We start from the raw sequence: 26,534 nt of genomic DNA, 5'->3' as shown, positions 1-26,534 counted from the left end.
GTTTAGTTATACAGAAGTATTTCGATAAGTTTATTAAGACTTCCGGGTATAACCGACAAAAGCTTAAATAAACTCCGAGGAATTTATACTTATTTTCTACATCTGTAATACTTGTATACCATACATAAGCTTAGCTGGTATTCCCGGAAAACGTCCAGTTTTTTGTGATCTATCAATCAAAAAAAATAAAACGAAATATTCTTAACTAAAAAATAATCTAATCTGCCTAATTAGTTGGAATAAATTACTCAAAATATATCAACTTGAGCTAAGAAGGCTAACGCTTTAGTTCAGGGGGTTCGTTGGCAAATGAATTTGGATGTTTCGATGTTCCATCGCTTGTTCAAATAATTCGGTTGAAAGCGCTTGTTCAACCGACCAAACACCGGGTTTACTCAGTTGACCTGCCAGTATAAACTGGGCAATGCTGCCTGTACCCGCACCAGCCGCAGCTGCTGTATTTTTATGCACCAAGGTTGAGACAACTGTGACAGGTTGGTTCTCTTTGTAACCTGTGACTTGGGCGCGAATGGCAATGCCAATCCCACTGATGCGATCGCTAATTTGGGTCATGCGGTAGCTGAGTTGGGACAGATACTCGATATTTTCGGGTTTCCTCAACCAAGAAGCGGGAAACAGATGGGCGGTGATCCAGGTGAGGTGGTTATAAATATCGGGAATTGAGCCAAACTTGGTGATCACCGTTTTCACGGGGAATGACTTGACAAGGGTAACGGTTTCGGGTACATCGAACCAGTAGACGCCGACTTTGCCATAGGGTTGAGGGAAATGAACCGTTTCGCGATCGCTATAGGGTTTTACCTGACGCCACTGGTTATCAATCCACGCCTCAAAGGGTTCTGTTAACCCCAGAAACGTGGTTCGCATCACGGTGACGCCAGCCCCACCGGAACCAGCTACACCATAACTCAGGTGAATGGTTTCCGGCTGATCCAATTGTTCAACCGCCTGACGCACCATGCTATTGGAGATTCCCGGAAAAACCCCAGTATTGATAATCGCCGTCACACCCGCCGCCGCTGCTGCTTCGTGATCGGTCCAGGCTTTGTGAATAAAGGCGCGATTATCACTCACATCCAGATAATTTACGCCCATCTCAATGCAAGTTTTGAGAACCGAGGCGTCTCGGTAGAGAAAAGGACCGGCACAATGGATAACCAGATGATGAGACGCGATCGCCCGCCTCAACCCATCGCGATCGGCTAAATCTAGGGTGAGAAACTGCACCTGCGGCGAAAATGCTGTCTCTGATGCTCTGTGACGCCCTGTAATCGTAATTTGTGCTGGGGTGTGGGCAATCAGATCTTGCATAACATTGCTGCCGATACGTCCTTGTCCTCCCAGAATCAAAACTCGGTCTGTCATTGCCCAACGTCCTAATCTGCTTACTGAAGCTTAGCAAGTGCTTTACCCCTCAGATCAAGGTTGCCGCTACCTGGGACGTCCAAAGTTATCCATTCAAACGTCAAAACATGGTCTGTTGATAAGTTATAGTAAATGTGTTTACCGAAAAAATCCGGATGAATACGGCTGGACTCGGTAAGGAGTGACGTATCTCCGTCCATGTTGAGATGCATTCCATCCCTGACCAATGCAGATAGCTGATCCAAGGAAAACAGAATGAAGTTACTCAAGAGAGATATCTCTATAATCTCTCCAGAGGATAAAAACTGCCTAAAAACGACACCTCTTCTCAGTCCAAAAGTTTGGCTGATTTGAATAGTCGCGGCTATACTGGCAAGGTCTGGATATTTCTGTAACGGCAGTCATAAGTAGTATATGAGTCCTGTGGTTAAAGTTGTTCAACCCTCTGGTATCTTAGATGGCACAAAAGCCGGTCAATTTCGTCAAGAGATTAGCGACCTGGTGCAATCGAATGCCGACATCGTATTGATTGATTTTCAAGACGTTACCTTTATGGATAGTTCGGGCTTAGGGGCGCTAGTTCTTGCCCTTAAGACCGTTCGTGCTGCTGGGGGAAAGCTCTTTGTTTGCTCAGTCAACGAACAGATCAAAATGTTATTTGAACTGACAAGCATGGATCGGGTGTTTGAAATCTTTCCTACACGAGAAGCGTTTGAGGAGGCTGTCTCTTCTAGTGCATAATTCTCTGGGTTAGCCCAATTTGGCGAAGCCCAGTAAGAATCCCCGTGCGGAAGGGGGAGTGTTAAACTCAATAAATAAGGTTAATTCTAATTTATTCTAGCTGTAAAAGCTGGTAAATATAGTGAACTAACCCTTATCTATAATTTTTTCTTGCTTACTGCAAGAAGTGGGCTTTAGCATATCCCCACCATAGAATGCTGGAGGTAGGGTTCCAAGAACTGTACCGAAGCAAGCCTACACTGTACCCAGAGGGGAGTGTGTAGGAGGATGTCACTAACAACCCGCCAGGAATGCAAATCCTTGGCGGGTAACTCTTTTATCCAAGTAGCGGGTTCTATGGCTAATACCAAATCTGTTTTGGGAATTTTGACATCCGTTACATAAGACTTACCCAAAGTTGCCCAAAGCGTGGACATCCCTGACGCTTACTTCAGAGCTTCACCCAGATTGAGGGCGGGAATCCCCGACGTCAGCCGTTCCTTCGCCAGCTTAGGAAGTCGGGGAGCATATCAATCAAAGTTAATTTCTAGCAAAGACAAATCATCATCGAAAAAGTCTTTGGGATTTAATATGTCAACGCCCTCTAAGATCGAGTTGAGATTACACGAACTATCTATTCTACACTCACCCAGAAGTTTGACGAATGAGTCAAGTCCCCAGATATTACCATCGGGTTGGTGAATCTCGTAAATCCCATCGCTGAAAATGTACAGGGAACTGGATTCGCTGACGTCGCAGCTATCATCAACATACTCAGCCTCAAGCAGCATGCCCACAGGCAGTCCCGTTGTCTTCAAGAGATTGACCTCGTGACTAGACGATGGCTTACCCGAAAATAAGACAGCCGGTGGATGTCCAGCACTGGCATAAACAAGTTGACGCTTTGTCCGATTATAGACTCCATACCAGATAGTAAAGTATTTATCGTTGCGTGCTGTCATCTGAAAGGTCTGGTTTAACCCTCGCAGAACGTCGCTGGGTTGGTAATAGTTAATATTCGGCAGGGTGCGTGATCTCAATAGATTTAACACCGAAAGCGTTGGTAAAGCGGCTCTCAAGCCATGCCCTGCCGTATCTAACAGATAAATTGCCAGGTGTTCTGAATCCAACCAGTAGTAATCGAAGCCATCACCTCCTAATTGCCGAGACGGAATGAATCGAGAGTCAATAGTCACAGGCGGTTCAGTCATCTGGTCTGGCAGAATGGAACGGACATAGTCTGCCGCTTCGGCGAGTTCCATTTCCAGCAAATGTTTTTGATGCTGCAAATCGCGGCTGAGTTCATGCAGTCTCAAGCCGGAACGCACTCGCGCCTGTAACTCAGCGATTTCGATTGGCTTACAGATAAAGTCATCCGCCCCAGCATCCAGTCCCTTGACGCGATCGCCAACGGAACCGAGAGAGGTCAGCAAAATAAACATGGTGGTTGATAGGGCTGGGGTTGCCTTAATCTGACGACAGACTTCTAGTCCGTTCATCCGGGGCATAATCCAGTCACAAATGACCAACGCCGGACACAACTGCTGCGCAAGTTCAAGACCCTCTTCGCCGTTGCTAGCGATGGTGACGTCATAACCTTGGTTATGAAGCGTCCGTTTCAGTAGTATTTGAATGGCAGGGTCGTCATCAATAATGAGAATTTGGGTCATGGCATCGAGATAATACAAGTCACTCAAGGAGATTGCAGATGCACGCGCTTACAACAAGAAGGAAGACTCGATGAAGCTATGGGTACTTTCATGAGAAAGTGATATAGATCTCAAGGTCAGTGAATAAATGGTAGAGCAAGGGATAAATCTAGGGTAGACTGGATTTTTTCACAGGGAGTATCTGTTCATTTTAATTCTGGCTTTGATGTCGTTGATGTGAAAGGCTTTGAGCAGTTGAAAGAGCTTCAAACATATAGCAAGCAATTTCCTTCCGACCTGAATGCGTTAGACCAGGTTTTATCCTGGTTTGGGGAGCTTCACCCCTCCTCAATCGAAACAAAAGTCTGGTTACAGTGCAAACTAGCGCTTGCGGAAGGATACACTAACGCGGTGAAATATGCCCACAAAGACCTGCCGCCCAGTGTTTCCATTGAGGTTGAGGTAATTCTGGGGCAATCGCCCCAACGCCTAGAGATACGGGTCTGGGACTGTGGAGCGCCTTTTGATTTTGAACGGCGGCTCCGAACTCCGTCGTCCTTGCCTGCTGATCAGGCGGAAGGAGGGCGAGGATTGGCTATTATGCAAAAAATTGCTGATAAGCTCAGTTATACACGCATGGATGATAACCGCAACTGTTTGACGATTGTTAAATATTATTAAAAATCCCGGCCGCCCGGTGTCGGGAAGCAGGGGAACGGGGGATCAGGTGCCGCGGTGCATATTTCCGACGTAGTCGTCTACGTCTGAGGCAAAGAGACCGGGAAAAAATTGATCGGCTTTCGGATAAGCGAAAACCCAGCTTCTCAAGCTGGGTTACTGTTTAGGCTTTACCTTCAATTGCTCTATCTGCTCCGCATAACTGAATCAAACTGGGTTAAATCTAGCTTGATGCTCAAGCTTAATTCAGCGGCTTACCTGGCGATGGTATCACCATTTAGCGACCGCTGCCGCGATTGTCATCGTTGCCCTTAGCATCAAACGTAAGACGCTTGGCTGATTGATTGGACAAAATGACTACGCTTTCACGTTCTCCCCTAAAGTAGGATGCTGGTGAAAACTTGCTCTTGTTGTTGCACATCGCTTGTAGATCTCCTTGTCCAAGTGGCTACAGCCTTTTTTCCAATCGACAGCGTGCCAATCAGGACAAACCCTAAAATTGGGAGTAGGATGGGCGCAGAGCTGTGGAAGCGGGGGAAGTTGGAGGAGAAAAATTGCCATGAGAACTTATTCGAGCCCTATTGGTGTGCCAATGTCAGGAATCCATTCAGGAGGATGTCAAAATAGAACTACTGCACACTGAACCAATTTGGGTACAGTGCTTTTCGTCCCATCTCCCTGTCGTCACCTATTGGAAAGAGCGAGTGTGAACGTTTCGACCCCGAAGATAGAACTTGACCCCAAAAATCTGTTTCCGTTTCCTCTGGATCAATTTCAGCTCCAAGCGATCGCGGCGCTGAATGCGAATCGCTCGGTTGTTGTCTGCGCCCCCACAGGTTCTGGGAAAACGTTGATTGGCGAATATGCTATTTACCGCGCTTTGTCAAGAGGAGGGCGAGTTTTTTATACTACTCCCTTGAAAGCCCTCTCCAACCAGAAGCTGCGAGATTTTCGTGCTACGTTTGGTGCGGAAAATGTGGGTCTGGTTACGGGGGATGTTTCGATTAATCGGGACGCGCCAATCTTGGTGATGACCACGGAAATCTTCCGCAATATGCTTTACGGCACACGCATTGGGGAAATTGGTACCTCCCTAGAAGGGGTGGAAGCGGTGGTCTTGGATGAGTGCCATTATATGAATGACCGACAACGGGGTACGGTTTGGGAGGAGTCGATTATTTATTGTCCTCCAGAAGTTCAGCTTGTAGCCCTATCCGCTACGGTGGCGAATTCCGATCAACTAACGGACTGGTTGAACTTAGTTCATGGCGCAACCGAGCGAATTTATTCCGACTTTCGACCGGTTCCCTTACAATTCAGCTTTGCCAACCCGAAGGGCATTTTTCCCCTGCTGGACTCTAGCCAAACGAAGTTAAATCCTCGTCTCAAACCGAAACGCAACAAAGGGAGAGGACGGGGGGGACGCCCAGAAAGCCCCAGTAATGCCTTTGTGCTGGCGCAACTCCAGCAACGGGATATGTTACCCGCGATTTATTTTATTTTCTCTCGTCGCGGTTGCGATCGCTCGGTGGAAGAGTTGGGAGAATTGTCTCTGGTGAATGCCAAAGAAGCGGCTGAATTGAAACAGCGCATTGACGAATTTTTACGTCGGAATCCAGAAGCGGGTCGCGCCGGACAAGTCGCCCCCCTGTATCGCGGCATTGCTGCCCATCATGCGGGGATTTTACCGGCTTGGAAGGGGTTTGTAGAAGAACTGTTCCAATTAGGGTTGGTTAAGGTGGTGTTTGCCACTGAAACTCTAGCGGCGGGAATTAATATGCCCGCTCGCACCACCGTGATTTCTACCCTCTCGAAACGAACTGATCTGGGACACCGACTGCTGACAGCATCGGAATTTCTGCAAATGGCAGGTCGAGCCGGACGCCGGGGGATGGATGCTACGGGTTATGTGGTTACATTACAGACGCCCTTTGAAGGAGCAAAGGAAGCGGCGTACCTCGCCACCAGTCAGGCTGACCCCTTAGTCAGCCAGTTTACGCCCAACTACGGTATGGTGCTGAATTTACTCCAAACCCACACCCTTCCCGAAGCCAAGGAGTTGGTGGAACGCAGTTTTGCCCAATACCTGGCGACACTGTACCTCCAACCCCAGCAACAAGCGATTACGGAGTTAACCACAGAACTGGCAAAATTAGATATTCAACTAGCACCCGTTGACTTAAACGCCCTGGGGCGATACGAAAAACTCAAGGAACGGCTCAAAGAAGAACGGCGATTACTCAAAACCCTACAACGGCAAGCCCAAGCCGCACAAGTGGCGGAAATTGCCCAAATTATCCCCGAAGCGCCCTTGGGTACGCTACTTTCACTCAAGGGCAAGTATATTCCAGTTCCGGAACCGATTCCGGCGATATTAGTCGCGAAGGAAAAAGGGCGGGGACAATTCCCCTATTTAGTCTGCTTAAGTGCCGATAATCGCTGGTATATAGCCACAACCGCTGATTTGGTTGGGGTGCATGGGTGGTTAGAGATGATTGATTTAAGTGTCCTCAACCCACCCCCTGAACTCACACTCAAGCCCGGTCAAACCAGACGGGGTACACCAGACACGGAAGCGATCGCGGCTCAAATTCCCACTGATATAGAACCCATGGTTGCACCTGAAGTTGAGGCGCAGCAGCATCGGATGGATGCGGTAAAAGCCCAACTCGAAGATCATCTGGTGCGACAATGGGGGAATCCGTCTCAACTGATTAAGCGCCATAAACGCCGCTTAGCCCTACAAGAGGAAATCAATGAGCGTCAAGCCCTGTACCGAGAAAATCAAGCTCAGCACTGGCAAGAATTTCTCAACCTGATCGAAATTTTAAGGGCATTTGATGGTCTGGAAGATGTCAAGCCGACATCATTGGGACAAGCGGCGGCGGCGATTCGTGGGGATAACGAACTCTGGTTAGGGTTAGCGTTGATGTCCGGTGCGTTTGATCAGTTAGATCCTCACCACTTAGCCGCCTGCGCCGGCGCTTTGGTTACGGAAACACCCCGTCCGGATAGCTGGACTAATTATCCCCCCTCAGAACCGGTACTGGCGGCATTAGATAGTTTAAGACAAACTCGCCGTCAGTTGTTTCAAGTCCAACGTCGCTATCAGGTGGCGTTACCCATTTGGTTAGAACGGGATTTAATTGGGTTAGTTGAGCAATGGGCATTAGGTGTGGAATGGACAGAGCTTTGTGCGGATACCAGTTTAGATGAAGGGGATATTGTCAGATTGTTACGCCGCAGTGTTGATTTTCTATCTCAAATTCCTCATGTGCCATTCCTATCGGATGTCTTAAAACGGAATGCTACTCGAGCCATTCAGTTATTGGATCGCTTCCCAGTTAATGAATTGGTTTAGTAGGGGTTTGGTAACCAAACCCCTTCAAGGTTCTTCAAGGTTCCCAAACCCCTTCAAGGTTTCCAAATCCCTTCCAAGATAGCTTATGAAAAAATGGGTGATTGGCATGGCGATCGCGACCACAATCAATACCCGGCTAGGATTACCCAGGGCGTTAGCTCAAACGGTTAACTTAGGGGTGGTAAAAAGTCCGGATAATCAAGCCGATTGGTCAGCTATTACCGATCGCTTGCAGTCAACAGGTGTGGATTACTGCGTGGTTGACTTGAGCCAGGTTAATCAACGTTCTGATCTAGGCAATACCCAACTCCTATTTTTACCGAATATTGAACGTCTAGAACCCGAACACCTGGCGAGTCTGCAAGATTGGATGCGTCAAGGGGGACGGGTGATTGTCAGTGGTCCTGCGGGTATTGTATCTCAACCTGAGGTGCGGAATCGTTTGCGATCGCTCTTGGGTGCCTATTGGGGATTTGGTTTGACTCAGCCGTCTCGATTGGAACGATTATCGATTTCTTCCCCAAGCTGGATACCCAATGCGGGATTAGTGGGAGAGGTGCAAGGGGGTGTGGTGATTCCCGCCAGTTTGGATGCTCAAACAGTGGCTGTGTGGAATCAACCGGAAAGTCCTCCGGCTGTGGTGACGACGGAGCAATCGATTTTTTTCGGCTGGCCCTGGGGAGTGGATGGGGAAGCACCTGCGGCGGTGGATGTAGTTTGGCTGCAAGCCGCCCTGAGTCATTATGATATTACGCCGACGCCTGGAAAGATGCCGAATTCATCCCCACCAAATTGTGCGGCGACTTCTGTACCCGCAATCATACCGGAGCCAAAACGCCAAGATAACCGCAGCGCAACTAATCCGACTCCTGTTCCTAGGGAAGGCGATCGCTTAGTGCTTCCCGCCCAAACTCCAGCGAACAATTGGGGAACCCTTACCGCCAATGAAGTGACGGCGATGAGTCGGGAGTTGGAAAACTTAATCGGTCGGGTGGAAAGTACATTATTAAGGGCTAATGCTCATAATAGTGAGGTTGGCTTGCTCACTCAGGTGAGTGTTGAGTCCTTAACGGGGATGAGTGCCAAGGAATCGGAACATGGAAATCAACAGCATTCCCATTCAAATCGAACCACGGTTTCGGCGTTGGCGCAAGCGAGAATTGGCTTACAAAATTTTCTGGGTGCGGTTGAGCAAGAGGACTACAAGGCGGCGCGACAACAGTGGATTAATGCCCGACGGCTACTCTGGGATAATTATCCGATGGAGCGTCAACTTGCCCAACCGGAAATTCGGGCAATTTGGTTGGATCGGGGGACAATTGTCAAGGCAAAGCGTAAACAGGATTTAGTTAACCTCTTCGATAACCTGGCAAAGGCGGGATTTAATACCGTTTTCTTTGAAACCGTTAACGCCAGTTATCCGATTTTCCCGAGTCAGGTAGCTCCGGAACAAAACCCTCTGGTGCGCGGCTGGGACCCTCTAGAAGCCGCCGTGGACTTGGCGCATGAACGGGGGATGGAGTTACATGCTTGGGTGTGGATTTTTGCGGCGGCGAATCAGCGTCACAATGCGCTATTAAATCAGCCGTTGGATTATCCGGGTCCGGTTTTAGCGGCGCATCCAGATTGGGCGATTTTTGATCAGCAGGGACGCTTGTTTGCGCCGAATACCAGAAAGGCTTTTTTTGATCCCGCGAACCCGGAAGTGCGGGAGTATTTAATGGCGCTGCTGGAGGAAATTGCCACCCGCTATGACGTAGATGGGATTCAACTGGATTACATTCGTTATCCGTTTCAAGATCCAAGAGTGAATCAAACTTATGGGTATGGGGTGGCGGCGCGTCAGCAATTTAAGGAATGGACAGGGGTTGATCCGATTGAGGTGTATCCCCGCGATCTCACCTTATGGCAACAATGGACAGAGTTTCGTATCCGCCAAGTGGACAGCTTTGTCGCATCGGTATCGGCGCGTCTGTTGTCGCAACGTCCTGATTTGATTCTATCGGCTGCTGTATTTGCGCTTCCCCCGGCGGAACGTCAGCAAAGGTTGCAGCAAAACTGGGAAGAATGGGCTGTTCAGGGGTATATTGATCTGGTTGTACCGATGACCTATGCTTTGGATACAGAAGGGTTGCACAGTCTCACCCAACCGTTACTCACGGAATCGACACTCAACCAAGCGTTGCTGATTCCAGGGATTCGTTTGTTGAATTTACCCGATGTTGTGGCAGTTGACCAAATCCAACTGCTGCGGGATTTACCTGCCAACGGGTATGCTGTGTTTGCGGTTGAGAATCTTAACGAGAATTTACATCGTATTTTCCAACAGACTCAAGGTCAACCGGAGTCCACCTCAACCGCACCCATTCCTTACCGTCAGCCATTCCAAGTCGCCATGGCTCGATTTGCCGCACTGCAACAGGAATGGAACTTTTTGGTCACGAATGAGCAACTCGCCATTCATCAAGACGCCTTTACTGAATGGGTGGCTCAAACAGAAAAGCTAAATCAGGCGCTCAATCAACTGGCTATGGAACCCTCACCACAGCTTATTCAAACCGCCCAAGCCGCCCTCGCCGCGTTCCGATCTCAATTCCCCCAATGGATGCAGCAGCAAGGGATGCGCCACCCTTATCAAGTTCAGGTGTGGGATAATCGGCTGGCAACAATTGAACGGCTATTGAACTATGGTGAACGAACCACTTTACCGGAAAATTCGTCAGATGCGATTAAACGTTAATAACTGAAACTAATTGCCGACATTTGGCTTAAGAGCATGGTAGTTTGTGTAAGGTAAACTATTTTGGGCAGCTAAGGCGTTCCCCATGGGTCTAGCAACAATTAGCATTCAGAATAGTTGTCTACCCTATCAATCTCAACTGGGGACACAGATTTGATTGTTCCCCGACATCAGATCTGGGTAAGATTCCCGATGAAGTCGTTTGCTTAAAGGACATATTAGTTGAGATAACGGTAAGGGGTTAGGGGATACTCCCAACAATAGGTTGATGGTTCACGCAGTACTTGCTCGTTTAAAGTCGAGTTTTTACCTTGATGAAGTGGTATTTACAGCTTAATGTTTTTGTGGGTTTGCTTTCAGTTCTGACGGGAATTGGTATAGCAACCATTGCTTTTGGTGAAACACCATCGAAGTTCACTGACTCAACCTCAAAGGGGGTAATGGGTCGCCAAGTCCTGAGTCTAGAAACGTCCAAGATGGGCAGGGTGAAGGGTAAATCGGTCAAGTCTCCCGCTTCACGCCTGAAACCGACTCCGTCTGCGGCGACTAAGCCTCAGTCGTTGAACGTTAAACCAACAACGTCTACATCAACATCCCGAAAGCCCACGAATCTCAAACCCCAAGCGGTCAAACCCCAACCGCTCCAACCTGCCCGTTTGCCGATCGCAACGCTTCATGATTCTGGTTTACATAGGTCTCCCCGTTTAGAACGCTCAAGTATTGTTTTACATCATATAGATAGGCTGCAAGCGATTCTCTTTGATCCGATTGTTGTACCCGGAGATATCCTCAATCCTACCCAGCCTGATCCCACCGTCTTGCCAACGGTTAATGTTTCTCCGTTCCGTCACCAGGGGGTTCATCTTCCGGGTGAAATGGCAGATGTTGCCTACCATAGCCATCCCGAAAGACCTGTGATTAAGCCTGTCCCCAGTAATCGGGACAACCATCAATTGTCTAGTCTTTTGGATAATTCTCTCACTCCCGATTCCCCAGAGGTAGAGTCAAAACCTGGGGATGTCGAGGAAACCAGGATACAGGTTCTGGATAGGAGTCATTTAGAAAGTCACTCTTCACCTCATTCTGAATCAAGGACAGATGATCGCATTGTTCTGGGAACTCAAATTCATCCCACTCGCTTAACAGCGGAAAATCGACAGGCGGCAAGTTTAGCACCGTCTCAGATTCACCCTGCCCGTCTCCAACCGGAAAATCGGCAAGCCGCAAGTCTGCGGGTTTCCCCAATTCAGTCTGTAATCGGGCAAGTTGAACGGGTGCAATTGGCTAAACCCGAAACCGTTAACCATCAGCAACGCCCGCAACACTCATCCATTAAAGTAGAGGAACCTAACTCCACTCCTAGAATTAACGTCGTTGAGCAACCTTTATCCTCCCCGAACCCGAATCAGTCGCCAATCGTTGCCAGTAGCCATGGAATTCGTTTGATTTCGGCGAACACCAAACAAAATGATGACACCTCGTCGGAAGAGAGGCAGATTCAAGTCCAAGAGATTAATGTCACCGGGAGTACGATTTTTGGGGAGGCTGAATTTAATCCGATTATTGAACCAGTTGCAGGAAATACCGTCACTCTGGAAGAACTCAGAAGTGTGGCGGATGCGATTTCTCAACTGTATCTGGAACAAGGCTACATTACCTCTAGGGCGGTTCTGGTTGAAGAAACTCTGGATACAGGTGTGGTGGAAATTCGGGTGATTGAAGGGAGTCTGGAAGAGATCCAGGTGGAAGGGACAAGGCGGCTGAATCCCAGTTACGTGCGATCGCGTGTTCGATTGGGGGCGGATACACCCCTAAATACAGGCGAGTTAGAAGACCAATTGCGCTTGTTACGAGTTAATCCGTTATTTGAAAATGTGGAAGCCTCTTTGAGGGCGGGAACTGGACTAGGACAAAGTATTCTGGTGGTGCGGATTACTGAAGCTGATCCCTTTGAAGGAAGTGTCGGTATTGATAACTATTCCCCTCCCAGTGTGGGTGCTGAACGCTTAACTTCAAATGCCCGTTATCTCAATTTAACCGGGATTGGGGATCAAATTTCGGCACAATATAACCGGACAACGGCGGGTGGTGCCTATACCTGGGATTTTAATTATCGTGCGCCAATCAATGCGATGGATGGTACGGTGCAACTGCGAGCATCGTTTAATGAAAATGAAGTGATTGAAGAAGAGTTGAGGTCGGCCGATATCCAAGGTGAATCCGATCTGTATGAAATTAACTATCGCCAACCCTTAATCCGCACACCGCGTCGAGAATTGGCTTTATCCTTAGGGTTTACCCATCAAGATGGTCAGACATTTATTGCCGGACAACCAATAGGGTTTGGGTTTGGACCCGATGAAGATGGTGTTAGTCGCACCAGTGTGTTTAAGTTTGGGCAAGAATATACCCTGCGTCAAACCTCTGGGGCGTGGGCATTTCGTTCCCTATTTAGTTTTGGCACTGGCTTATTTGATGCTACAGAAAATTCCGATCCTGGTGAGGCTAATTGCCCCCCTGAGGGGGATTGCCCCGATGGTCAGTTCGTCAGTTGGTTGGCTCAAATCCAGCGAGTACAAATTATCAATCCGGATAACTTTTTAATTATTCAAGCGGATCTCCAGTTAGCCTTTGATAGTTTATTACCCGCCCAACAATTCGTCATTGGTGGCGGTCAATCGGTACGAGGATATCGGCAAAATATCCGGGCGGGAGACAATGGATTTCGCCTTTCTGTAGAAGATCGGATTACCTTAGAACGGGATGAATCGGGTGTGGCGACTTTTGTTTTAGCGCCGTTTTTCGATGTCGGTTATGTTTGGAATCAGGAAGAAAATCCGAATGAATTACTAGATCAGACCTTTATTGCTGGGTTGGGTTTAGGGATATTGTGGGAACCTCTGCCTAATTTAAACCTGCGGCTGGATTATGGGTTGCCCTTGGTTGATTTAGATGATCGCGGGGAAAATGCTCAGGATGATGGCTTTTATTTTAGTGTGAATTACAATTTCTAAGTTGGCGGCACAAGAGGGTGGATGTTAACGCAAGTAGGTTGGACTCTTGGAACCTAGGCTTTCACCTTCTCGTACTCGCCTAGAACCCAGACTCCGCAGTTCAAAATGTAGTATGATAGGTGATCAGGCTGGTCTGCGGAAACACTAAGCATAAATATTTAAGGAAGGTTTAAAGGCAGAACAACCTCATAGCTTAGTTATAATAACTATACATTCTTATACTTTCAAGCCTTCGGACACTGGGAAAATATGCCACAGATACCACAGTCTCTTACTGAAGCTGATATTTTTGCTCGTATCGTTCATCCCAAAGCTGGTAATCTTCCTCAAGAGCTTTCTCGTCTTATTCTTGATCTACGGTTTGAAACTGAAGACATCACTCGCATGAATGAGCTGGCTGAGAAGAACAATCGCGGGCTGCTTAGCGAAACCGAACGCCAGGACATGGAAAAATATCTACGAGTTGGTAATTTTTTGAATCTCCTCCATGCCAAAGCTCGACAATCGCTACAGCCTTCTAGCAATTGATCTATGGATAACAGCCTGCGTGAGTTCGTCAGACAACGTGCCAATTGCCGTTGTGAATACTGTCGAATGCCTCAAGAATACGATGTTCTACCATTTCAGATCGATCACATTATCTCGTTAAAACATCATGGTTCATCAGAGGTAACAAATCTTGCACTATCGTGCTACAACTGTAATGCCTATAAAGGTCCTAATATTGCAGGTATTGATACAGATACTGGTGAAGTCACTTGTCTGTTCCATCCTCGTCGCGAGCAATGGGATAAACATTTTCGTTGGGACGGTTCTTATCTGGTTGGTTGCACAGCAATTGGTAGAACTACAGTTGATGTGTTGTCAATTAATCTTCCCGAACGTGTAGAACTTCGTCGAACCCTTATGGCTATCGGTATTTCTTTTTAAAGGGATAATTGTCTACAATACGTGGGTCTTTCGTTTTGCCGCCTTCACGAGATCCCCGACTTCTGAAGTCGGGGATCTGAATTAATCTCGCGATAAATTGGCGTCAACAGATGCAATCGGTTGGGTGTGAGATTGAACTTGGATCACCGAAGAGTGCAGCATGGACGTATTTGCCACTGAATTATTGGCGAGGGTAAATAGGGGATTAGACAAAATTCCCGCCAGAGAAGTGACAATCACAGAAAGGACTAAACCCACCTGTAAAGGACGCATTCCGGGTAAATTCCAACGGATTTCCGGATAATTTTTCACCGCGTCGGACATTTCTTGGGGTTCTTTAACCACCATCATTTTGAGGACGCGGATGTAGTAGTAAATGGAAACCACACTGGTAATTAAACCAAGCAAAACTAAGCCATACAATCCAGCTTGCCAACCTGCCCAAAACAGGTAAATTTTACCGAAGAATCCCGCTAAAGGTGGAATTCCGCCTAAAGATAGTAAACAAATACTTAATCCCAATGTCAGCAGGGGATCTTTCTGATACAAGCCCGCATATTCGCTGATTTGATCCGTACCGGTTCGCAGGGTAAACAGAATCACACAAGCAAAACCACCCAGATTCATGAACAAATAAACCAGCAGATAGAAAATCATACTAGCGTAGCCTGCATCCGTTCCCGCAATTAAACCAATCATGACAAAGCCAGCTTGGGCAATGGATGAATAGGCAAGCAGGCGTTTCATGCTGGTTTGGGTAAGGGCTACCACATTCCCTAACACCAAACTTAAGATAGCTAGGGCGGTGAAGACAAAGTGCCATTGTTCGCTAACCAGGGGAAACGCGGTTACCAGTAAGCGAATGGCGAGGGCGAAGCCTGCGGCTTTAGAACCGACAGATAGGAAGGCGACAACCGGAGTCGGGGAACCTTCGTATACGTCAGGGGTCCACTGGTGGAAGGGAACCGCCGAAATTTTAAAGGCAATTCCCGCGATCGCAAACACTAAAGCGATTAAAATACCCAAGGATGGGGTAGATTCTAACCTAGCGATACCTGTCGCGATTCCATTTAAGTTAGTTTCGCCACCAGACAAACCATACAGCAACGACACGCCATAGAGAAAAACCCCAGAACTCGACGCGCCAATCAGCAGGTATTTCAGCGCCGCTTCATTGGAACGGGGATCACGCTTCATGTATCCCGTCAACAAGTACGACGAAATACTCAGCGTTTCTAGGGAAATAAAGATGGTAACCAGTTCATTCGCACCACTGAGGAACATCGCCCCCAAGGTAGCGGTGAGTAAAATGGCGATAAACTCAGCTAACGAGGTACCCGACTGCTGCACATAGCGAATCGACAGCAAAATAGTTACCGTCGTCGATAAAGCGATGATGCCGCGAAAGGCGATACTCATGGTATCCCCATTAAACCCGCCAAAGAAAGCTAGGGGTTGGGCAACATCCCATCGATAGTAGAGGGCGACTATGGAAACCAGTAGTCCGCCGATGGCGACGTAAGGCAGGATGTTAGCAGAACGTTTACCTGCAATCAGATCAATTCCTAAAACCAGTAACAGGGTAATCACGACGATTCCCTCTGGCAGAATCAGCCCAGCGTTAAGTTGGGCAGCAAGAGTAGCAAAATCCATTATGGTCTATGCTTAGGGTCATATCCAGAGAGTGACGTTCTTATCATATCGGTGATTGGCACAGATTGTAGAGACGTTGCATGCAACGTCTCTACCCAACCCAGATTGAACACCACAGCCAAAGGAATCCGAATCAGATGTCGGTTAATCCTTTTGCTGGGAATTTTTGCGCCCTCTAGAATGCTGTCGCTTCAGCAATCCGCCTCTCATCCTTGGAGTGCGTTTAGCGAAGCCATGCCGCAGGCTTTGCCGGCTTTGCATCTTGCTCGCTACTAATACCCAATTTAAACCCATGACAGCTTAGCGCGTAAGTTCGTGAATCAAGCGTTTGTAGCAGCGATGCGAGAGTTTATGGCACACTTGGTGCCGACTCTACTACAAACCCTATTCGGGTAAAAATTCAGGAGATAAGATCTCAGCTAGGGTATAAGGACAATGACTAATTATCCTTTCACCCCACTCCCACTATCATTAGGTACGATATACCGCTGCATCAGGACAAAAAATAGCAAAACCGGGGCAATAGAAATAACGGAGCCTGCGGCAATTAAACGCCAATCTAGGGAAAAGGTTCCGGCTAACCTAGCCACACCTAAAGGTAAGGTATAATATTCGGGTCTATCGAGAACAATTAGGGGCCACAGAAAGTCACTCCATGAGCCAATAAACACAAAGATAGCCAACGTGACTAACGCTGGACGAACGGCTGGAATCATCACATGCCACCACAATCCTAACTCTGAACAGCCATCCATCTTAGCCGCTTCTTCGAGTTCTTTAGGAACCCCTTGAAAGGCTTGGCGTAATAAGAAAATGCCAAAGGCTGAGGCTAAACTGGGGAAAATAATACCTAAATAACTATTCCGTAAGCCAAGCTGCACCATCAAAATGTAGAGAGGAATCATCACGATTTGGAAGGGAATCATAATCGTGGAAACGATAATCGCGAAAATGATATCGCGTCCGCGAAAATTGAGTCGGGCTAGAGGATAAGCCGCCAGAGAACAAAAGAGGAGATTGAAACTAACGGTGAGAATGGCAACAACGAGACTATTCCAGAGATATTGACCAAAGGGATTTGTTTTCCAGACTTCGATATAGTTCTCAATTGTCGGTTGACTAGGGAACAGTTGAGGTGGAAACGCAAAGATATTCTCTGTCGATGACTTCAACGATGTGCTAATTAACCAGAAGAGGGGAAACAGCATCACCAACGCGATCGCACTTAAGAGTATATACGTCCAAAACCTTTGCCAAATCTGTTTTCCCGGCGTTTTACTCATCGTATTTTTTGCTGTAGGGGGACAACAATGAATCTTCAAGGCGGTGGGTTACGCTTTGCTAACGCACCCTACCAAAAATCGTTATTCCTGTTTCCGTACAAACCCCATTTAACGGTTGATCCCACCCATCAATCGGGAGTTGAGGGAAGAAGGCAAAATCAAAGATAATTCCGATAGTCGGCTTCGATATCCATTCCGCCGAACTCAGCAGGCGATCATAAAATCCGCCCCCATAGCCTAAACGATAGCCTCGGCGATCGCACGCTACTGCGGGCACTAAGATTAAATCTACGTCATTCGGCTCTAATGTGGGGGAATTGGCATGGGGTTCAAAAATGCCATAAGCCCCCGTTTGCAGGGCTTCTCCGCACTTCCAGCTATGCCAGAGGAGAGATTTACCGACACATCGAGGGAATCCCCAACAGTGGTGGGTATCGGTAAACAGGGGATGGAGATCGGGTTCTTGGCGAAAACTAAAATAAGCTAGGATAGTTTTTGCTTGAGTGAATAGGGGTGAAGACTGGAGCTGAGTACAGACGCGATCGCTCTTTTCTCGCCAGTCTTGCTTTGTCATAGCTTGTCGCTGTTTCAGCAGTCGCCGCCGTAATTCTTTCTTGGTCATCTTGATCAACTACACCTGTCGCTTTTGCTGAATTGCCCGGGTTTGGTCAAGAATGTCCTCTAAGTCCTCTTGGGACAAACGCTCAACGTAATTAACTTTGACTTCCTCTAAGAAAGCGTTGAGCAAGTATTGAATTTCCTCTAAGGTTTTCTGGGTCTGAAGTTGGGAACCATAAGCTTTGCCAAGATGACTAATTAACCGTTGCAGAATCTGATCCCCGACTGGATCATCTGCGATCGCGGCGTCTAACCCATTGTAAAGCGCTTGGGTGATTTGTTGTACCAGTCGTTCGGTTAGCTGATTGCGGATTGTTTCTACACCCGGTACTCTCTCTAGTCCCTGATACGCTTGAGACTGGTTAAGAATCTTGTCCAAGTTATGGTGCAGCAACGCTTCCACATCGGGACGGATGGCGGGAAGAACTTGCTCAACAGTAATCTCCACCATAATTTTGGTGAGTGCTGCCATTTCGTTGGTTTGGTTGAGATCGATATAGGGGCGAACCTCCCGTTGCTGAAGCAAATTCGCGATCTCCCCTTGGCGAATGGAATATTGGAGTTCGTTAATAACCTGAACCACCACGACTTGGGTCATGTCGCCAGCGATTTCGGCAACAAATCCTTGACGTGCTTGTTTTTGGATCGTACTCAGATCGATTAAATTCGCCTGATCCAGCCGAATCGTTACCGGAATGATCCGCAGCCAGCGCCACAGGGGAATCAGCAGAAAGATATCATACCAACGCCATAACATGGCATCCAGCCAACTGACCCCCTGGCGACGGTTACTAATTAACCAGGTACGTGCCAAAAATTCTGTCAAAAACACCAGGAAAAACGGGAAATCAACGAGTCCAAAATAATCGACAAAATCCCCAGTTTCTCCAATAGGGCGGTAGTAGTTGGCTTCCATAAGAGGACGAATCTCATCGTTGAAAAATTCAAGTTCATTCTCTGGATCTCTAGCCGTTAAGTTTTCTATGCTCCAAAATTCTCTAAATGCTTCTTTGGCAGAATCATCTTCATTGGGAATATGCTCTCGCATCTTATTTTTTATTTTTTCCAGATCCCCCGTCTTATCAGCGAGCTGGAAAGGGTTTGTCTCAATCATTTCTACGCTGCGTTGGCGCAGATCTTCCAAAATTTGGGCAACTTCAGGAGGTTGTAAACTTCTCAGCTTAGTTCTTAAGTTAGTTGCATCAATCTCCGCTTCCAATGCATTAACCTTGTCCAAATATTGTTCGGTGTCTCGATAGGGTTGAATACCTTTAATTGGGTCATACCACTGTGTAATCGGAGGTAGGGGAACCTCTAAGGAAAAACCGGGAAAACTAACCGGACCGATGTCAAAACTAAATAACTGAACTTCCTTATGTAGCCAAAAATCTCGTAGAGGTAGGTAGGTCAAGTCAAATAAGACTAAGAAGTAGTTGAACGAAGCCAAAAGCGCCATCAAACGTTCAAACCAAAGGGCGCGACGGACTTTACGTTTACTGTTGCTTGGGGTCAGTCTTTGAATGGATGACATATTTTTTAAGGCTAGATCAGCGCTAAGTTTGACTATAAATAATAAGTAGTTATCGTCAAACTGGGACTGATCAGAAGGGATTCAGTTAAAGTGCTTACTAGAAATATCAATCCTATGGGTGATAGGGTTAACTGTCAAACTAGGTTAGCTTGGCGGTTGTAGACGCAGCTACACAAACGAAACCCGCCTGCGCGGGTTCCCATATCCTTTATTGTTTCATCCTTCTTTCGCGGCGGCTGTATACCTCGTCCATAGCTAGGCTATGGGCGGGGAGTCCTCAAGTTAACTATGGAAAGACACGACCGGGATAGGTCATGGGAGCGCTAGGACTGTTGTAGATATCCCATTCCTGAATACCCCGATCGCGCAGAATGGTTTCGGCTTGGCTTATTTGCTCATCCGTTCCCTGAACCAACACCAGATAATCTCCATGAGAGAGGCGATTGCTATATTTTTTGGCTTGCTCTTCGGGAACGCCTAAGTTGGCGAGTATACCGACCAAACCACCAGCCGCCGCACCAATAGCTCCTCCGCCTAATGCAGAAGCGATCGCGGCGGCTTCGGTTCCGACAAATACCACCGGACCCAGACCAGGAACCGCTACGGTGACTAACCCAACCAGTAATCCGGTTAATCCGCCCAAGACACCCCCAGCTACAGTCCCTGTTGCTGCATCTTTAGCTTTTTCATGACTCACTGGATCGGTGACTCTCACCCCAGACACCTGATCGGGATGTTCGGCGTCTTTGGCAATTACTGAAACGAGGTTCATGTCAAATCCAGCCGCTTTTAACCCATCCAGAGCCTTTTTTAAATTTTGCTGGTAAGAAAAGACACCAATCGCTCGCTGATTTTGGGTTACAGGTGTTGGTGCTGTTGGTGGTGGAGTAACCGGAGTTACACCCGTCGGCGTTGCACCCAAAGGTTCACCAAAGGGTCCTGTGTAGGCCGCGCCCAGGGGTGTAGGAGATCCTACCGGAGCCGCCGTTGGGTAAATATAGCCTGGAGCGGGAGTATTCACCTCAGGACGAGTATAACTTTTCCACTCTTGAATTCCTTGACGTTTCAGGATAGAAGCCGCACGGCTGATTTCCTCTGATCTGCCATCCACTAGGATTAAATAATGTCCTTTTTCTAAGCGATCTTGGTAAAGTTTAGCTTCGGCTTCAGGAACTTCCCAGCCAATTAACGCCCCAAATAAGCCGCCAGCCGCGCTACCAACCGCCCCACCCAAAAGCGTATTACCAATTACTGAAGCTGCTGCACCGCCGACTAAAATGGGTCCAACTCCAGGAAGCGCGATCGCACCCAATGTACCAATTAAACCGACGATACCTCCTGTCACTCCCCCCGCAACTGCACCAGCCGCCGCACCTTCTCCGGCTTCATTTTCGGTATCATCTTGCACTTGAACACCAGCAATTTGCTCCTCATCCCGGGCAATGACTGATACTTGGTTCATGGGAAAATTGGCATCTCTCAGATGTTTGAGAGCCTCTTCGGTGGCTTGTCGCGTCGGAAAGACCCCCACACCTCGCTGATATTGACCTAACGTCATAGTATCCGCCTCCATCTATAGGTTTTCACCCTGATCCCTCTATTTCTACATTTTTCTGGCAGACATTCATCAATCCTGCGATATAACCACTATATAGTCACTTGTCCATCTGTAGGAAGAAAGAATTGTGTGACATGGCAATTGTTCTATCCTTACTCAGAATTTTACTCAAGAGTTTAGAACCCTTCAAGGTGAATTTACGGAGATGGAATCCTCAACCCAGGTTCACACCCCGTAATTTCCACGAGGACTAATCAGAATCACTATGCAACAATTTATCAAAGTGGACAGTAATTCCCCTCCCTGTTTGACTCTGGGGTTCTCTCAGTCTTCTGCTCCATTTTCAGAAGATGACACCGGAAGTGATTGAGTTATAGATGAGGAGATAAATGCTGTCATGATTGTAGCCATATTTTTAAAGACGTTAATACAGGTTAAGCATTCCAAGGAGAGCAACAGTGGTTAAAATTTTAGTGATTGAAGATGAGGAGTCTGTACGCGAGAATATCCTGGAACTGCTGGATGCAGAAGGGTTTGATGCGATTCTCGCGGAAAATGGACAGAAGGGTTTGCATCTGGCACAACAGCATGATCCCGATTTAATTTTGTGCGATGTGCTGATGCCAGAAATGGATGGCTATGATGTCCTTTCTGCTTTGCGTTCTCAAGGTACGACGGTTAATATTCCGTTCTTATTTCTCACCGCTAAAGCCGCCAAAACTGATATTAAGCAAGGGATGAATTTGGGCGCAAATGCCTATCTAACTAAGCCATTTACCTTGGCAGAATTGCTTGATGCGATCGCGACTCATGTTGGGGTGATTCATCGATAGCGCTGATTTTGCTCCTTCACTTGGGAAAGAGGGCGTGGTGTGTGAGGGGGTAAGGGCAGGTTTTGTTGTTCATTTATCGGTCATCCGGGGCGGGTTTTGTTGTTCATGTATTGGTGACAAGTCGTTTTAGTGGCTAAACCCGCCCCGACAATTGTGATTCAATCCGATAATTTGGAGGTGGAAATTAACCAGAGAACATCCATTCTAGGATTCGCCAATGTCAACTATTTCATTTTTCATCCATTCATGACTTATGGCTATCTCATCCAAGCATCTATCAATCAACGCTAATGGACTGGGGATGATGGAGAATTATCTCTTAACTCTACAAGTGGCAATTATGCAGCAGATTGCCCAAGTAACCCAAGGAAAGGGCGTTCCCCAAGATGGGCTGCAAACTACGGCGGATCAATTGCGCCAAGTTCTGCAAATTGATTCCTGTCTGATTTTTATCGTATCAGACTTTGAACCGATTACGGCGACTCTTGATGGGGAGGTGAGTGGGACAAACAGACAAGTAGAAAAGTATAACGTACTGCGAGGAAAGGGGACTATAGATGACTCATCCTCTCGGTTAATTAGTGAGTTCTACGGGAAATATTATACTTGGTTAATTCAGGGAAAACCACTGATTTTTCCGATCGCGGATGAACTCCTCCCAGCGCCAATCCAAGCATGGCAGAGGGTTTCCGGTTTGCCCCTGTTAATTCTACCCCTTTATCATCGTCAATCCTATTTTGGGGCGATTAGCCTGATGGCGACGCAAGCGCAACGCCAGTGGAGTCAAGCGGAAATTGATTGTGTCTGTGCGATCGCGTCTCAATGGGCGATGGTATTCTATCACATCCAACGAGAACAAGGGTACCACATTCAACAGCAAAAACACCAGCAGGTTATCGCTGCTTTAAATCGGGCGGAATCCCGAAACCATGCCCTTTTAGAACTTATCCCTGATGCTTTATTTCGGATTAACAGTGCCGGGATTTATTTAGATTGCTATGGCACAAAAACCGACAGGCTTCCTATTCCCGCCGCCGATATTATCGGTAAACATTTACATCAAGTTCTGCCCACACAAGTGGCGGGATTAATTTGGGATCATATTGAACAAGCGCTAGAAACGAAAACCATTCAACGGGTGGAATATCAACTCTGGGTGAATGGCAAAGTCCGCAATTTTGAAGCGCGAATTGTTGCTAGTGGCTTTGAAGAAGTTTCTGTGATTGTCCAAGATGTCACGGATCAGGTGCAAATGCGACTCACCTTAGAACAAGTGAATGATGCTTTAGAAATGCGCGTGGAAGAACGCACGGCGGCGTTAAAGAAAGTAAACGATGTTCTTCAAGCCGAAATTATCGAAAGAAAACGGGTGGAGGAACAACTCCGTACCAGTGAAGAACAGTTACGTCAACTGACAGAAAATATTCGCGAAGTCTTCTTTTTAACTACCCCTGATTTTAGCCAGATGATCTATATTAGTCCAGTGTATCAGGAGGTATGGGGACGTTCGACTAAAAGTTTATATGAGCAACCTTCATCTTGGTTAGAATCCATTCATCCTCAAGATCGCGATCGCGTAACCCAAGCGTTACGAAAACAGTTCCAAGGAGAAGAGAATTTCCAGGAAGAATATCGGATTGTTCGCCCCGATGGTTCGGTACGTTGGATGGGGGTACGGGCGTTTCCGGTGGTGAATGAGGCGGGAATTACGACAAGGATTGCTGGGATTGCCGAGGATATTACCGAACGCCAACGAGTTCAAGCAGAAATTCTCAATGCGTTGGCGCAAGAAAAGGAACTTAGTGATTTAAAGTCTCGCTTTATTACGGTAACCTCCCATGAGTTTCGCACCCCTCTAACTACGATTCATTCTTCAGCCGAGTTACTGGAACATTATCGGCATAAATGGTCAGATGAGAAACAACAGATGCATTTGCATCGAATTCAAGGCTCGGTTAAATATATGACTAAATTATTAAATGATGTATTGATTTTAGGAAAAGCAGATGCAGGTAAACTTGCCTTAAGTCTAGAACCTATTGATTTGGAATTATTTTGTGCCACATTAGTGAAAGACCTACAATTTAATCAGCCCGAACTCTCTGGTATTATTAAGATCAGTTATGAGTGGGAACCGACCCTTGATAGCCAAGAAGTCTATTTAGATAAGCAATTACTTCAGCAAATTTTAGAGAATGTATTAAGCAATGCGATTAAATATTCGTCCCCAGACCAAGCCATTCAGGTTAAACTCAATGGAAATTGCGAACAAATTGCCCTAGAAATTCGCGATCGCGGCATTGGTATTCCCTCAGAAGATCAAGACCGATTATTTGAAGCATTCCATCGGGGAACTAACGTTGGCACGATTCCGGGAACTGGATTAGGGCTTGCCATTGTTAAAAAATGTGTGGATATTCATCAGGGTGATATTTACATCAATAGTACCATCGGGGTTGGCACTACAGTAACCGTTACCTTACCCATCGTAAAGTCATGAAAAAGATTCTAGTCATTGAAGATGAAGAACTCGTCCGGGAAAATATTTTAGAATTATTGGACGCCGAAGGATTAGCCGGAATTGGTGCAACAAATGGTTATAATGGTATCGATTTAGCCAAAGTCGAAAAACCAGATTTAATTATTTGTGATGTGATGATGCCGGGATTGGATGGATATACTGTGTTAAAAACACTGCGTCAGGAGACAACATTTGCCACCACACCCTTTATTTTCTTAACCGCTAAAGCGGCTAAAGCAGATTTTCGTCAAGGGATGGAATTAGGGGCAGATGATTACCTGACTAAACCCTTTACCCGGGCAGAATTACTCGGCGCGATCGCGACTCGGTTTAAAAAGCAGCAGCAGTATCGTAGCGAACTTGAGCAAGCAAAGGATCAACTCGATTATTTGATGTATCATGACTCCTTAACCAATTTGCCCAATCAGTTATCCTTACGCGAGCAATTTAAACAGATAAAATTGAATCATGATCAGCCATTAATGACGATTATGTGTGTCGGTTTAGATCGCTTTAATCAAATTAATGACGACTTAGGACATAGTGTAGGCGATCGCTTATTACAAGCGGTAGCCCAGCGTTTAGTTAACGGGGTCACGTCTGAGGATTATGTAGCACGATTAGGCAGCGGTCAATTTGCACTTATTCTACCCACAACTCCCCATAAAAAAGATGCGGTTTTCGTTGCCCAAACCCTCTTAGAACAATTCTCCCAAACCTTTGCCATTGATCACCAAGAAATTTTTGTCACCGCTAGTATTGGCATGGCACTCTATCCCCGTGATGGTAGGGATATTGAACAGTTACTAAATCAGGCAAATAAAGCCATGTTTCAGGCAAAGCAGCAGGGGGGAAATTGTCATCAGTTTTACTCGATTGCCTTAAGCAAGGGAACTTCAGATCGGGTGGCATTAAAAACGAGTTTACGCTATGCCTTAGAACGAGATGAACTTCAGGTTTACTATCAACCGCAACTCGATTTAGAAACAGGTAAAATTATCGGTGCGGAAGCCCTGTTGCGCTGGGAACATCCCGAACGGGGACTGGTTTCTCCGATTAAGTTTATTCCCCTAGCAGAAGAAACGGGATTAATCCTGCCGATTGGGGAATGGGTATTAAAAACCGCTTGCCAGCAAACTCGCCATTGGCAAAAGGTGGGTTATCCTAATTTAAGAATTGCCGTCAATTTATCCGGGCGTCAATTTCAACAATTGGACTTGCGTCATCGGTTAGTCAAGATTTTTACCGAAACCGGATTGCGACCGGAGTATTTAGAATTAGAATTAACGGAGAGTATGCTGGTGGAAAATACCGATGTAGCGATTCGCCGCTTACAGGCGTTAAAAGCGCTGGGTGTGGAGATTGCCATTGATGATTTTGGCACAGGGTATTCGTCTTTAAGCTATTTACAGCAGTTTCCCTTTGATACCTTGAAAATTGACCGCTGCTTTATTCGCAATATTCAGGATAATCCGAGTCAGGCGGCAATTACCCAAGCAATTATTGAAATGGCAAATACGCTGAATTTGAAATTAGTGGCTGAAGGAGTAGAAACTGAAGCTGAACTTTCCTTTGTGGTTCAGCATCACTGTCATGCAATGCAAGGTTATCTGTTTAGTAAGCCTTTGCCCGCCAAAGCCTTTGAATCCTTATTATTCAGCGAAAAAGCTTTAGTGGGGATAAAATAGATTAAGCCTTGGGTTAAAAGCCAAGTCTCAAAGCGAAAGTCATCTTTAGACGACTGCATATCTAGTCTGAGTCCATTAAAATGGACTTAAGCTATAAGCCAAGAACTTGAGTTCTTGGCGGGTGTCGGGACTTACCGACAAAGGTACAAAATATCAGATTTAACCCTTCAGTTACCTGATAGTTAATCTCTTTTAATTTATGCCAGAACTGTTGATAACAACCATGAAAAAAATTTTAATTATCGAAGACGAAGAAGCCGTCCGGGAGAATCTCATGGAATTGCTGGAAGCCGAAGAATTTGAAGTATGCGGCGCAGGCGATGGTTGTGCGGGATTGGATTTAGTGCAGCAGTATCAACCGGATTTAATTT

Annotated in this window: 19 protein-coding genes; 11 read left to right on the top strand and 8 right to left on the bottom strand. The window is 46.7% G+C overall.

Annotated elements, in window-relative coordinates; genetic code table 11:
- Positions 1-285: 285 nt before the first annotated feature.
- Positions 286-1,386, bottom strand: a complete 1,101-nt coding sequence (locus tag ACLFWI_RS03155) for a saccharopine dehydrogenase family protein (RefSeq protein ID WP_446411700.1) — start codon at positions 1,384-1,386, stop codon at positions 286-288.
- A 414-nt stretch (positions 1,387-1,800) separates the two neighbouring features.
- On the opposite strand from ACLFWI_RS03155, the gene ACLFWI_RS03150 reads away from it, so the two are divergent.
- Entirely contained in the window at positions 1,801-2,127 is a 327-nt protein-coding gene (locus tag ACLFWI_RS03150) for an STAS domain-containing protein (protein ID WP_006101943.1), read from the top strand.
- Between the two features lie 173 nt (positions 2,128-2,300).
- On the opposite strand, the gene ACLFWI_RS03145 is transcribed toward ACLFWI_RS03150, so the two are convergent.
- Positions 2,301-2,543, bottom strand: coding sequence for a hypothetical protein (locus ACLFWI_RS03145; RefSeq protein ID WP_446411699.1), 243 nt, complete (start codon positions 2,541-2,543; stop codon positions 2,301-2,303).
- A gap of 93 nt (positions 2,544-2,636) precedes the next feature.
- Positions 2,637-3,776, bottom strand: a complete 1,140-nt coding sequence (locus tag ACLFWI_RS03140) for a PP2C family protein-serine/threonine phosphatase (protein WP_446411698.1) — start codon at positions 3,774-3,776, stop codon at positions 2,637-2,639.
- A gap of 216 nt (positions 3,777-3,992) precedes the next feature.
- Here ACLFWI_RS03140 and ACLFWI_RS03135 point away from each other — a divergent pair, with 216 nt between their 5' ends.
- From ACLFWI_RS03135 to ACLFWI_RS03110, 6 genes are all read left to right on the top strand, one after another.
- Positions 3,993-4,436 (top strand): ATP-binding protein, encoded by a 444-nt coding sequence (locus ACLFWI_RS03135; protein ID WP_446411697.1) that lies wholly within the window; start codon positions 3,993-3,995, stop codon positions 4,434-4,436.
- A gap of 703 nt (positions 4,437-5,139) precedes the next feature.
- Positions 5,140-7,794: a DEAD/DEAH box helicase gene (locus tag ACLFWI_RS03130; protein WP_446411696.1), complete on the top strand. Its 2,655-nt coding sequence runs from the start codon at positions 5,140-5,142 to the stop codon at positions 7,792-7,794.
- Positions 7,795-7,879: 85 nt separating this feature from the next.
- Positions 7,880-10,534, top strand: coding sequence for a family 10 glycosylhydrolase (locus ACLFWI_RS03125; RefSeq protein ID WP_446411695.1), 2,655 nt, complete (start codon positions 7,880-7,882; stop codon positions 10,532-10,534).
- Between the two features lie 314 nt (positions 10,535-10,848).
- Positions 10,849-13,548: a ShlB/FhaC/HecB family hemolysin secretion/activation protein gene (locus ACLFWI_RS03120; protein WP_446411694.1), complete on the top strand. Its 2,700-nt coding sequence runs from the start codon at positions 10,849-10,851 to the stop codon at positions 13,546-13,548.
- Positions 13,549-13,797: 249 nt separating this feature from the next.
- Positions 13,798-14,076 (top strand): hypothetical protein, encoded by a 279-nt coding sequence (locus ACLFWI_RS03115; protein ID WP_446411693.1) that lies wholly within the window; start codon positions 13,798-13,800, stop codon positions 14,074-14,076.
- A 3-nt stretch (positions 14,077-14,079) separates the two neighbouring features.
- Complete coding sequence (locus ACLFWI_RS03110; protein ID WP_446411692.1) at positions 14,080-14,478, top strand: HNH endonuclease; 399 nt, start codon at positions 14,080-14,082, stop codon at positions 14,476-14,478.
- A gap of 81 nt (positions 14,479-14,559) precedes the next feature.
- On the opposite strand, the gene ACLFWI_RS03105 is transcribed toward ACLFWI_RS03110, so the two are convergent.
- From ACLFWI_RS03105 to ACLFWI_RS03085, 5 genes are all read right to left on the bottom strand, one after another.
- Positions 14,560-16,131 (bottom strand): NAD(P)H-quinone oxidoreductase subunit N, encoded by a 1,572-nt coding sequence (locus ACLFWI_RS03105; protein WP_446411691.1) that lies wholly within the window; start codon positions 16,129-16,131, stop codon positions 14,560-14,562.
- 443 nt (positions 16,132-16,574) lie between these two features.
- On the bottom strand, positions 16,575-17,414 hold the full coding sequence (locus ACLFWI_RS03100; protein WP_446411690.1) for a carbohydrate ABC transporter permease: 840 nt from the start codon (positions 17,412-17,414) through the stop codon (positions 16,575-16,577).
- A 58-nt stretch (positions 17,415-17,472) separates the two neighbouring features.
- On the bottom strand, positions 17,473-18,036 hold the full coding sequence (locus ACLFWI_RS03095; RefSeq protein WP_446411689.1) for a 5-formyltetrahydrofolate cyclo-ligase: 564 nt from the start codon (positions 18,034-18,036) through the stop codon (positions 17,473-17,475).
- A 9-nt stretch (positions 18,037-18,045) separates the two neighbouring features.
- Positions 18,046-19,563 carry a hypothetical protein gene (locus ACLFWI_RS03090; RefSeq protein ID WP_446411688.1) on the bottom strand — a complete coding sequence of 506 codons (1,518 nt, stop codon included), beginning with the start codon at positions 19,561-19,563 and terminating at the stop codon, positions 18,046-18,048.
- A gap of 286 nt (positions 19,564-19,849) precedes the next feature.
- Positions 19,850-21,121 carry a general stress protein gene (locus ACLFWI_RS03085; protein WP_446411687.1) on the bottom strand — a complete coding sequence of 424 codons (1,272 nt, stop codon included), beginning with the start codon at positions 21,119-21,121 and terminating at the stop codon, positions 19,850-19,852.
- A gap of 458 nt (positions 21,122-21,579) precedes the next feature.
- Between ACLFWI_RS03085 and ACLFWI_RS03080 the strand changes: the two genes are divergently transcribed.
- The 4 genes from ACLFWI_RS03080 to ACLFWI_RS03065 form a co-directional block, all read left to right on the top strand.
- Positions 21,580-21,954: a response regulator transcription factor gene (locus tag ACLFWI_RS03080; protein WP_446411686.1), complete on the top strand. Its 375-nt coding sequence runs from the start codon at positions 21,580-21,582 to the stop codon at positions 21,952-21,954.
- 253 nt (positions 21,955-22,207) lie between these two features.
- On the top strand, positions 22,208-24,454 hold the full coding sequence (locus tag ACLFWI_RS03075; protein ID WP_446411685.1) for an ATP-binding protein: 2,247 nt from the start codon (positions 22,208-22,210) through the stop codon (positions 24,452-24,454).
- Entirely contained in the window at positions 24,451-26,163 is a 1,713-nt protein-coding gene (locus ACLFWI_RS03070; RefSeq protein ID WP_446411684.1) for an EAL domain-containing response regulator, read from the top strand. The genes ACLFWI_RS03075 and ACLFWI_RS03070 overlap by 4 nt, the downstream gene beginning before the upstream one ends.
- A 199-nt stretch (positions 26,164-26,362) precedes the next feature.
- Positions 26,363-26,534: response regulator (locus ACLFWI_RS03065; RefSeq protein WP_446411707.1), on the top strand; the 172-nt coding region annotated here is incomplete at its 3' end.

Origin of the sequence: Coleofasciculus sp. (assembly GCF_046539235.1) — a bacterium.
Lineage (GTDB): Bacteria > Cyanobacteriota > Cyanobacteriia > Cyanobacteriales > Coleofasciculaceae > Coleofasciculus.
This window is presented reverse-complemented; position numbering and strand designations above follow the sequence as displayed.